The sequence below is a fragment of the Terribium retamae genome, from assembly GCF_022347545.1.
Lineage (GTDB): Bacteria > Pseudomonadota > Alphaproteobacteria > Rhizobiales > Rhizobiaceae > Mesorhizobium > Mesorhizobium retamae.
Genome location: NZ_JAKREW010000081.1, coordinates 1 through 11,079, shown reverse-complemented (window position 1 = coordinate 11,079; position 11,079 = coordinate 1). Strand labels below are relative to the sequence as shown.

Annotated in this window: 6 protein-coding genes; 1 reads left to right on the top strand and 5 read right to left on the bottom strand. The window is 55.1% G+C overall.

The features are described from left to right. Positions 1 to 28: 28 nt before the first annotated feature. The 5 genes from L4923_RS29850 to L4923_RS29830 are packed head-to-tail and all read right to left on the bottom strand — an operon-like array spanning position 29 to position 9,758. Complete coding sequence (locus tag L4923_RS29850; protein ID WP_239370738.1) at positions 29 to 562, bottom strand: hypothetical protein; 534 nt, start codon at positions 560 to 562, stop codon at positions 29 to 31. After that, the gene (locus L4923_RS29845) at positions 559 to 3,480 is read right to left on the bottom strand and encodes a hypothetical protein (RefSeq protein WP_239370737.1); all 2,922 of its coding nucleotides are present in this window, start codon (positions 3,478 to 3,480) and stop codon (positions 559 to 561) included. The genes L4923_RS29850 and L4923_RS29845 overlap by 4 nt, the downstream gene beginning before the upstream one ends. A gap of 26 nt (positions 3,481 to 3,506) precedes the next feature. Then, entirely contained in the window at positions 3,507 to 5,837 is a 2,331-nt protein-coding gene (locus L4923_RS29840) for a hypothetical protein (RefSeq protein ID WP_239370736.1), read from the bottom strand. Between the two features lie 33 nt (positions 5,838 to 5,870). Next, positions 5,871 to 8,270, bottom strand: coding sequence for a hypothetical protein (locus L4923_RS29835; protein WP_239370735.1), 2,400 nt, complete (start codon positions 8,268 to 8,270; stop codon positions 5,871 to 5,873). Between the two features lie 12 nt (positions 8,271 to 8,282). Next, entirely contained in the window at positions 8,283 to 9,758 is a 1,476-nt protein-coding gene (locus L4923_RS29830) for a hypothetical protein (protein WP_239370734.1), read from the bottom strand. Between the two features lie 451 nt (positions 9,759 to 10,209). Here L4923_RS29830 and L4923_RS29825 point away from each other — a divergent pair, with 451 nt between their 5' ends. After that, positions 10,210 to 10,980: a hypothetical protein gene (locus tag L4923_RS29825; RefSeq protein ID WP_239370733.1), complete on the top strand. Its 771-nt coding sequence runs from the start codon at positions 10,210 to 10,212 to the stop codon at positions 10,978 to 10,980. Positions 10,981 to 11,079 lie beyond the last annotated feature (99 nt).

Sequence of the window (11,079 nt, the reverse complement as noted above, 5' to 3'; positions counted from 1 at the left end):
CTTCGCATGAATGTTTCAGATAGAGTGACTAGCGAAGCCTCTCTTCTTCGGGGAGCATCTCTTCCCCGTTGAACGTTTTCACCCACACGGTGCTCAGGGATTTACGCATGGTCATCGCATCCCCGTCCAATCTCAGCCTCTTCAGCATGACCCCCGGCCGTATGATTTTCGCTCCCACGTTCAATCCTTTGATATTTTCGAAAAGTATTGGGTCGGTTGAGACAACCTTTTTCATAATCCTCAAAACAAAGCTCCACTTGCCGTCATCTGTTCCGGATTCATAGAAACCGATGTAAGTACAGGACAACAAGTTCTCCAACTGGAATTTGGTGGCCAGGTCGTTGAAATCCTTGCATCCTTCGTTGGCAGCAAAGCTGTATATCTTGTCGACATCCGCACTATAGTCCACGGCAATTGTGCATTTCGAATCGTTCTCATCCATAAGGACGATCGCGCCTTCTTGCAGAGGCCGGGGCTCCTCCCCTTCGCGTGCAATTGTTGCTTCCGGACCGAGGCACGGCAGCGGGGACAGTCCGCGGGAAACACTTCTTTGGCCGATCATGAGGAACTCCTTTTCGAGATTGCCGCATCACCCCGCCCTTCCAAGGATACTCGCTTACCTTTGGGGCTCTCTATCGTCAGCTCCAGCTTGTTGCGGCTGTCGGGATTAGCCGGCGGCTCAAAGCCAACTGTCAGCCTGTGCAAATTGCCCTCGACATCCCGCAGTTGATAGGTGACGGGGAAATCCAGTTTCGCGCGAAACAGCCGGTTCCTATCCCCGTCGGCCATGGAATCGTGCCAGATTGGCGTGCTGGAGGAGCGATGGACGCTGACGACAAGTTCGCCCGCACTGGGGCCCCCAGACTCCAGCTTCTCCGGAGGCTGGCTTACGTACAGCGCTTTCAGCATGGCAAGGAAGTACGGATCGTAGGATATCATTTTCGCGGTCTTTTCGCCGTCACCGGTCGGATCGTTCTCTGGATAGAAGAGAAAACCAGTGTAGCTGAAGAACATCTCGTCAGGATGCTCGCTTTCCCATTGCACGGTCGAGAGGTTGTTTTCGATCTTCAGCGTGGCGAAGCGGGCCGGAGCGTACGCAATGGCATGAAGGTCGATCGAGTTGGGGGAATAGTCCCAATCGTGATTGGGGTTTGGATCGACGGGATCGGGTTTGGGAGGCGGAAAATCATTCCAGTGTCTCTTCCGCTCTATATGGTATCCTTTTGAATCTATCTGTGGATCTACTCCGTTCAACTCTATCTTCCCTGCATTGGACCCGTTCGAACGATAGACTTCGTTGTTTTCTCCCTGGAACGCGGCGTAGAGCGGTACTGTTTCCTCGGTGGCAAGCTGAACGTACAGGGTCTTGCTGCGGGTGTTATTGTTTTGAGGAATTGTGGTGTCGGACGAGATTCCTGCTGGTCTTGGCCGCACGAAGCGGTTTCCTCTTTCGTTGACTGCATAGGCAATGCCGCTGCCGCGTTCTATTCCCTCCTGGCCGGGCGCGATAAAGGGAAGCATCTGATTGTCGCTGTCGTAGAGGCCAAGGCTTGCGAGTTCGACATCGCTGATCGGCACCAACGAACTCTCGTCGGTCTCGATCTCCACCAGCACCGGAAGTTGCTGCATGCCGTTGGCATAGCAAATGGCGCCACGATTAAGCTTCAAGTCGAATCGGATAATGGAGTTCCAATGCAATCGTGGGATTTCCGCCTCACTGAAGAGGACGACCGCGAAACCCGGCAGCGAACGGCCCGCCGCCAGCGGCGCTTCGCAATGAACAATGGCAAATTCCGGACCGGTCATTTGCGCTGGCGGCGTGAACAATCCCTCCGCGCTAATCTCTCCGCTTCCCAAGAGACTCCATCTGGCATCATCAACTTCATCGCCCTCGACGAAAGCAGTAAATTTTACAGAACCGCCACCGACTTCGGAAAAAGCATATGCAGGCTCGACTTCAAGCGCGTGCGGGGTGTTCAGCAAGATGACGGAAGCGTGAGCCTCATAGTCACCGGTTTCGCCGTAGGCCCTGATTTTCTGCTCGACAAACCTGAGCTCCCCCAGATCAGGAGGAAGAATGTAGCGTGCTCGACCGTTTCCAATATCTGTCAGCTGTCCCAACTTAGGTTCAAGGAGTTCCCAGTTCAGGTCACCGCCGCCGACAACGGTCGCCGCAAACTCGACCGCCTCTGCTCCTATGCCTCGGACACAGACAAGCGGCGCGACAGTGACTTTTTCATAGCGAGTCAAGGCAATAGCTGCGGCGACATGCTCATTGCCATCTTGGGTAGCGTAGCTGGCCGTCACCACAGAAGGCAGAACACTTCTACCGGTCATGGATCCGGCCGCAGTAAACCGTCCTGCACTCACCGATCCAGATGATTGAGGCGTATTGACCGAGTTGACCACCCACCGCATATCTGAATTCACTGTCTCGTCGCCGAGACGCGCTGTAAATTGATGCGATCCATTCCTTTGCACGTCGGCAATCAGCGGCTCAACGACAAGTGAGCGGTTCGTCAGCCGGACCTTCCCAAACAGCACGAAATCGTGCGGTTGATGCTGTTCGTCGTCGGCGAATGCATATTCAGGCGGCAGCACACTCGACCTCAAAGCCCCGATCTGCGCCTCGTCGACAAACAGTTCCAATTCCTTCGCGATGACGAGAGTCGCAGAATAGCGAAGCTGGCCATTGGCCCGATCATCGGGGATCAGATAGGGGAAATTTCCCCCGTCAATCGGAAGCGTCCCCCCATCATTGCGGGTCGCTACGCCCATGAAGATGACGAGGGCACCGTCGCCGTGATTGGCACTGCCCGGATCCCTTGCGCCCGGTGCGGCTTGAGTGCGTATAGCGAAGTGCCTGGGATTGAGTGGCCCATAGCCGTTCAAATCCAGCAGAGAGAGCAAGGAAACATGCTTGAAAGGAGGTTGCGCGATGATATGCCGCCGGATCATTTCACCAATGTACTCGCTCGAACTCCTGGCAATTTCCAGATTGCAGCGCACCGCTCGAGCCAGCGTGAGATCGCAAACAATGGAACCACGTCCATCCACTTCGTTCACTGTTGTGGTGAGGTCTACATCCATTTCGACCCGGAAACCCATTTCCCGGGTGATATTGAAGCTCGTCAGCAACCGCTCAGGCGCTAAAGCGTTTTTTTGTATCTTCGTATAGCGGCCGGCAATGATGGTCAGGTTCACGACAACGGCGGTGTCGCTAAGCGTGGAAGACTCGAAGGACAATTGTGGCGGCCCCAGCATTATGCCATCGAAGATCACATAAGTTTCCCCGCCCGCCGATAGGGGGTAGACGCCACTGAGAGGCGGCACGAAGCTAAAATCCAAGTAGCTTGCGGCAAACCGCCTTTCGAGCATCAAATTTAAATCCGCCCGGCTGAGTGCCGCGATGGCTCCCCAACCAAGAGTCGGCGAAGCTTGCTGCATCTTCGCCAGAATATCTCTTACAGAATTCGACATACTCCACCTCCATGACAGCAAACTTGTCAATATCCATACAAACTCATAGTTTTACCAAAATCGATCAAAGGAATTGGAATGATTATATATCCAGAAACACCGGAACGACCCGATATTAAAGCATAACTCATATCACTTGACGGATCCAATGTATAAATTCCATCTGAATTAATCACCCCGCCTCCGAGCTCAATCTTCCACTCGACTACCTCCTCCTCTTCGCCTTCCTTAAGGAATTTTAACTTTATCTTATCTGGTGGCAGGGCGACGCGCTCATCAACGAGAACCTCCCCGCCAAGCTGTCGATGGACCACCAACATATGAAGGACGCACTCCGAACCGGTCGCCTTGTTTCTGAATACGATCCTATCGATGCTAAAAGCCCCCGGCGGACTGGCGGAGGGCCCCGAGATGTAGTGATGCGTGCCGACTTCTTCGCCGGAAACCGGATCAATAAGGCCACCAGCCACGACTTGGCCGCCGGTATCACTCTCCTTGCTCCATTCGATCTGTGCAGCGTCCACCGCCCCAATCCAGAGGGCATGCTTCTCGCCTCCAAGGGAAGCCACCGAGATCAACGGATTGGCACGAATGTCGCCCTTGACGACGAAAACCAGCGCCGAAGAGCTGGCATCGCGGGTTCCGGCGGTAACGATGACACGGGTCTGCAGCCCACTGATATGCGCCGCCAGAGGTGGCGCATACCTGCCCAAAGCGTCAATGCTGCCTGCCTCCATCCCATCGAACCCCGGCACAACCCGCACCGACCAATTTACGTCCGAGCGCTCCGGAACAGTGTTGAACTGGAGAAATCGCGTGTCCGTGCCGTCAGCCCTCGCCGACACGATCTTTTCCGATGGCACCACGTCGAAAGCTTCACTCGCCGGCGCTGCGTTGCCAAACATCACCAAGTCCAGCGGAAGGTAGCTCTCTTTGACCCGAAAGCGACTTCCAGCATCACGGAACAGGAGGCAGGCATCCCGAAACCGATCAATCTCCCGTAGCGGAGAAAGCAAAGCAGTCGACCGGCTCTCGTCAAGATTACGATAGAAAGCGACCAACGCTGCAGTTAGCCTGATCGTATACGGCCTTAGTTCGGGATAATTACTGAATGGCTCAAGAAATTTTGGATCCAAGCGATGCTCTTCTATCTTGCCATTGAGTATTCTGCAAGTGAAACTTGATGTTGAAAAATCGATTGGGACGTAATGCTCTCGTCCATTCAATGTAATCGTGGCCGCGTGCTGAAACCCCGATGCCAGCATGGAAAAAACGATAGGGTCATCAGCACCATCCTTGCCATAGGTGACCGACGCCATACTCCAACCAGGTTCGCCGAAGAAGGGGAAGTCGGAGACATCCATGCGCATCCTAAGGCTCGGCGAGATCGGGATATCCGGGTTTTCGGCCCGGATCGCGACGAAGTCGAGTTTGCAGTTGCCGACCGGAGCCTGGAGATTTTGCTCGTTGTCAAAGCTGACCTGAGCCAGCGAGCTGTTCGAAAACCTCCTCAGCCCTTCCTTTACCAGCGTCCGAAGCAGATAGTGTTGCCCCACCAGGATCGTCGCTGAATACCCATCCGGGATGAGATAGGGCATATCTGCGTCCCGCGCGGGCAAGGTCCCTTGCGGCCTGCCCTTCATGGCGACAAACTGGATGACGCTACCATCGCCATAACGAGGCGAATTGCGGACCCTGGCATCCCTTGCCTTGTGCACCCGCAGCACGAATTTCTCGGGCGCCACGAATTGATTTGAGATCGACTCGTACGTGCTGAGAGCATATTTTTTCTTTTGAAGCGGCAGCCGGTCAAACAACTCTTTGAAGAATTCGCCGCCCCTACTGTTCTTGACCCCATCGTCACTGGTAAGCATCTCAAAGTCGACGCCCTTTGAGAGATCGAGATAAATCTCCCCGGCCCCCGAAACATCCCCCGAGACAGTTTGCAGGTCCAGCTTCGCAACCAACTTAGGTCCGGCCAGCGCGTCGACATACGAGATTGACGTTATTCTCCTGGCTGCTGCCCCATCGTCCTTTCTCACCGATATCTCTACACCGCCCTGCACGAGCATCGTCAAATTGGCTCGAGAAGTTTCGATCGCGCTATCCTGAAACGATAGGATTGGAGCATCCAGCTTGTAATCGTATAGATATCTCCACTCCTCATTCTCGGAAATCGTTATTACATCTTCAATATCACCAATATAGGAATCGATATTGTATCTATTAATATAATCCATAAAAACAATTCTATTAACAACATCCCGGTTATAACAAACAATAACATCCCATCCGAATGTAGATGGACCCATTTTCAGTAAATCTAAAACCTCGGAAGTCGAAAACGCGTCAGACATCGCCGAAACCACCGCATCTGTTATTTAGATTACTCAGATCAGCATCAAGCGAACATTTTCGAGATCAATAAGCGGAATTGGAAGTATAATTACCCCGGTTGAGGAACCATCTTTCGCTATTATTATCGCGAATTTATCTTCACCATCGAGTTTCGGGACATAAAAATCTCCGTCAATTATCCCTTCGCCTTTTTCAATTATCCAATCAACGCCCTCTGATTCTTCACCTTCAATAAACGCCTTCAATTTTACTCTATGCGGAAGCTGCGATGCTTCATAATCCACTTTTACCTCCACACTGAACCTAACGTGCGGCACGAAGAAATACGCCTCGCCTATCCCACCAGTCTCGGAATTTACGAACGTAAGGGTATCTATGCTGTACTTACTCCTGTCACCATCCGGCCTTCCCCCCGGGAGATACTTATGCGTACCGATCACCTCCCCAGAAAGTTCGTCGCGCACCCCCCCGGCCTCGATCCTGCCGCCGGTGTAGCTCTCGAGACTGAACGTGACGTTCTTCTTATCAAGAGCGTTCGCCCAAACTGGATATGGCGAACCGCCTAGAGAAACGGTTGTAACCCGCGGATTGACACTGATGTCCCGCTTGACGACATTCAGGAGCGCGGAGCTTGTGCCTTCTGCCGTTTGGGCCGTGACGATAACACGCGTTTGCAGCCCATCAATCTCGATCATGCGGGCCGGAATGTACATGCCGGTGTGCTCGTCAATGGTGCCGACATAGGCGTCGTTGAAGCCCGGCACCGCACGCACCGACCATTTCACGTCCTGCATCTCGGGAACTGTTCGGAACTGCAGAGTGCGCGCCTCGCCATCGTCCAGCGCACGAAGCGTGTGCTCGATCGGCATGACATCGAAAGCTGCCTTTTTCGGCACGATGTTGCCAAACACCGCCAAATCCATGGGGAGACGGGCGCTTGTGGTCTCCAGGATTTCAGACTGATCGGTTCTAAACAGCAGGCTTGCAAGCCTAAAATGCTCGATCTCCTCCGAGGGAGCGACGAAATCGCCGAAAGCCTCGCCCACCTTCTCCGAGAGTGAATTCTCAAGTGCCGTGGCAATCGTGCCGAAATGCGGCATGACCTCCCATTCCCTCGAGTAGTCTCCGGGCGACACCTTGAACTGCATCCGGGAGGATTTCTCGACCAGCTTCAAGCCGCCGTAGGACTGGGGCTTGAATTCGAAATCACGTTTCACGATCCAGCTGACGCCGATCTTTCCCGAAAAGGGCTTGCCAGAAATAGTCAGTGCTGTTTCCGGCTGCTGGCTCCCGGTCCATTCGATGGACACCACCTCCGCCGCGACATTCGCCGCGGGGGCAGGAAAGCTGACCTTGAATTCATTTGTTGTCGACGTTTCCGGGTTCTCGTCCAGCTTCGTCAACCCCCATTTGGATTCCGATACCACGATCTCGAAAGCACCAAGCTTCTGCGTCCAACCCTCCATCGTCCTAGAGCCTCCCTTGATGGTTGCCGATCTGAGAGCCTCTTCCGCATTGTCGGTATCGAATACGACCTCCACCTCAACGTCTTTGTCGTTTGAAAAGTTCTTCACCCCCTCGGCGATGATCTTCTTGATCAGGAAATGCTGGCCTATCAACATAGTGGCGGAGCAACCGTCCGGAATAAGATAGGGCATACCTGCGTCGTCCGCCGGCATGTTCCCCCTGCTACTGCCCTTCATGGAGATGAACTGTACGACGCTGCCGTCGCCATATCTCGGCGACTCGCGCAAATTCGAACCCATCGGCTTGTGGACTCTCAACTCGAAGCTCTCGGGGCTCAGCAGCTGACTGTTGTCGAGCTTTATCGTATTCAGTACGTATCGTCTCTTCTCAGGAGGAAGATTGTCGAAAAGTTCCTTGAAGAAAGCGCCGAAGCGCCGGCGCGCCTGTCGCGCTCCCGAAAAAAGAAGCTCGAAGTCCACACCATCATTCAGGCTAAGATAAACAAGCCCCTCGTCACCGATATTGCCGGGCGTCCTATGCAGCGTCAACGCTGCGATCACCTTCGGCGCTCCGAGTGCGTCTATCCAGGAGATGCTGGAAATTGCTTTGGCCCCCCCTTCGGACTGGGTAACCTTGATCTCGATGCCGCCCATGACTTGCATAGACAGCTTTGCAACGGAATCGTTGATACTGCTATTTTCAAAGGACAACCTCGGAGCATCGAGTATATAGTCGTACATATACTCCCATGGCCCATTATCATCAATAGCAACACTGTCGTTTATAGGATCCAAATGGAGATTCTTCGTATATCTTGATATGTATTCTTGATATAGAATCAAATTTGTCTTCTCTCTATTATAAACTGATATCATATCCCATCCCAATGTTCTCGGCTTCTTGCGCAATTCCTCCAGGACCTGATCTTCTGAGTATATTTCTATGTTTCTCAATTTGTCTTTCATGGAAATGTCCTTTCAGCCAAGCCACACTGTCCGCGAAATCGGAAAAACAGTAGCGGCGGATTCACCGTCGAAGCTTATGCTCGCCAACATCGTGATCTGGGCACCAGGCTGTAGCCCGAGCAGGAAGCCTCGCGGAACGTTCGCCCGCAGCCCCTGGACAACCTCCCCTGACGTGACGGGTGCCTTATCGCGCGCGACATGTCTCACCGGCTGCCCGCCAGAATTCAGACTCGTCACCTCCAAGGTGGCGACCTGACCGGCATTGATGAACACCCAGGGTTGAAGAACCAGATCCGCGCCATCCGGCACGTCTGCCGGCCTCAGGCCGGGTTTCCCCGTGGCTTGCGGGCACGACACCGCCGGATAACGAGCGACAGGAAGCGGGAGGATCTTTAGCCGGAAGGCCTCGGACTCATAGAGATCGCCTTCAACGCTCGTCACCTTATAGATGACAGGAAACCGCTTGGCTTCGTCATTGCCCATATTGGCGCCTATGGCGGCGGCGGGAATGAAGAAGCGGCGCTCGCTTCCGGCGACCGGTCGGTCGGCGACATAATCGCCGCCGTTGCGATGCCCTTGCCAGTAAATCGCGATCGACTCGCCGTCGCCGATCGTGGCATCGTCGGGCACCCGAACATAGGCCCCGGCGCGGACCAAATCGGCGGCAAGGTTGCCGGCATTCGGCCCCGCTTCTGCCGCCGGGACGGCGCCCTCGACGACCGGCGGAGGCAAATCGGCCCGCGGCGCGCGAATCCGCAAGCTCAGCGGCAGGGACGAATCCGCCGCACCGGGACGCGCAAACTGATAGGTCACCTCGATATTGCCGCCAGCGCTGGCTTCCAGCCATGAAGGCTCCACCGTGAAGGCGATGACGCCGCTGTCGACGACCGATGCGTCGACGCGCTTGCATTTGACGGTGCTTTTCTGGTCGTTGGCACCGCGCCAGTGCAACAGCACATGGTCTCCGATCGCCAGGCCTGGATAGGGATCGACCCATACCGTCAATCCGCCAGGAAAGCGGCCCGGATCCAGGGAACCGTCTTCCACCCCCTCCGCATGGGCCGCCGCCAGCAATGGCGCCTGCGGAGCCGAGACAAGGACGTGCTGCTGAGCCGACTCGCTTGCCGCGCCGTTGGCGTAGCTCACGCGATAGCGGACCAGTGCCGTTCCACCATCGACCATGTACAGTTGCCCCTGCGGCAGATTCCACTGCATGGGCCGACCGAGATCGCTGGCTGTGAGCGTCTTGGTTCTCTCCCATCCCTCCGCATCCGGATCTGTCGAGTAGGCAAAGGTGAAGGTGATGCTGTCATCGACGCGCATCGCTTCGTAAGGCGGAACGATGACCGGTATATTCGTATCGACGTCATCGGGATCCAGCGCCAGCCGATGCTGGCCTTTCAATTGCGGAACCGCCAGCGCCCCGGCCGCGTCCCGCGACGAGCCGTTGTCTGTCAAGGCACAAGCGATTGCATGCAAGCCATTCATGCTTCAGGCTCCCGCAGCCAGCCGAACCGGCGTGAAGCTTCCTCGAATGACGGCATACTATCCAAGTGCCGGGCCACTTGCAACCTTAGAGTGCTGTCAAATGTTTCAGCCACTATCAGTTGCAATTCGGCAACGAACGGAATAAGGTCAATCCGCTTACAGTCGGACTACGACAAATTCCGATCAGCATATTTTCCGCGCGAGGCCGAAGATGATGCTTAGTCGACTTCCATTCTCTTCCCTTTGGACCGCTCCCGGAGCGTGGCCCGGCATCTCTCTCGCCAGCGACGCCGCAGAAGCGCACGGCGCCGCCGTTCCGCGAAAGTATGACGTACAGCTACCGTTGGATCGAAACCCTGGACCCAACATCTCCTTCTCCTGTGGCCAGGTGTCATGAGTTTATGAAGTTCGGCTGGATGCAATGTTAGACAACATCTCCCGGAGATTGGATATGGCACATGCACTGTCTCGTTTGCGGGTGTCGTTCGGCACCCCCATCGTTCTAATCGGAATTTGCGCTGGCACCGCCCTTGCCGGCGATGCCGTGAAAGCGAGTGGCAATGCCGCCGACGGTACCCAGCAGATGCTCCCGGCGGCCGCCGCGTTTCGCAATGCCGCACTCCAGCAAGCCAGGCAAAAGGGGGTTGCCGACGTCGAGGCCTATTACCGCGATGCAGTCAAGACGGCGCTCAAGGAAGGCAGAGCGAGAAACGAGGTGCTGGGACAGGCGACGGTCGCGGATCCCAAGTCATACAATGTCAATGAGAACGACCATTCCTTCGTGTGCCCGGACAACAGGGTTCTGACCGGCGCCTGGGTGTCGAGTGACAGCGCTGTAAAGGAGGACAAATACACATGCAGCACGGTATACCAGCTTGGTGAAGTCGTAGAGATGAAAGACGTGACGGTCACGCCGAGGGATGGCGAAACGGCATTCGACGATTCAGACTATGCGCACAAATGCGGCGAGCGTCCCGGCGAGGATCCTGTCAAGTACCGCGTCATGGTGGGAAGATATTACTGGGACACCGACACCGACAGGACCAGGCATCATTGCGCCATCCCTCAAGACCAGTTTGGGGAGGCGCAGGTGGTCCTCCACGATCGCTCGCCTCGCCAGGACGAGGACGGTTACGAATTCACCTGCCCGACAAACGAGGTCATCATCGGCCGGGAGCGGCGCGATGACGACGTCTATTATTGGTGCGGTCAGATTTGGTGATTAGCCGGATAATTTGAAAGCGGACTCATTTGAGGTGCTTTTGATTTCTCAGCCTCATCCAGGGATGAGGCCCGCGTCTTCATGTTTGCAAGATTTTGT

Coding starts and splice junctions, on each gene's coding strand:
- L4923_RS29850 (WP_239370738.1), bottom strand. CDS start 562: ATGATCGGCCAAAGAAGTGTTTCCCGCGGACTGTCCCCGCTGCCGTGC.
- L4923_RS29845 (WP_239370737.1), bottom strand. CDS start 3,480: ATGTCGAATTCTGTAAGAGATATTCTGGCGAAGATGCAGCAAGCTTCG.
- L4923_RS29840 (WP_239370736.1), bottom strand. CDS start 5,837: ATGTCTGACGCGTTTTCGACTTCCGAGGTTTTAGATTTACTGAAAATG.
- L4923_RS29835 (WP_239370735.1), bottom strand. CDS start 8,270: ATGAAAGACAAATTGAGAAACATAGAAATATACTCAGAAGATCAGGTC.
- L4923_RS29830 (WP_239370734.1), bottom strand. CDS start 9,758: ATGAATGGCTTGCATGCAATCGCTTGTGCCTTGACAGACAACGGCTCG.
- L4923_RS29825 (WP_239370733.1), top strand. CDS start 10,210: ATGGCACATGCACTGTCTCGTTTGCGGGTGTCGTTCGGCACCCCCATC.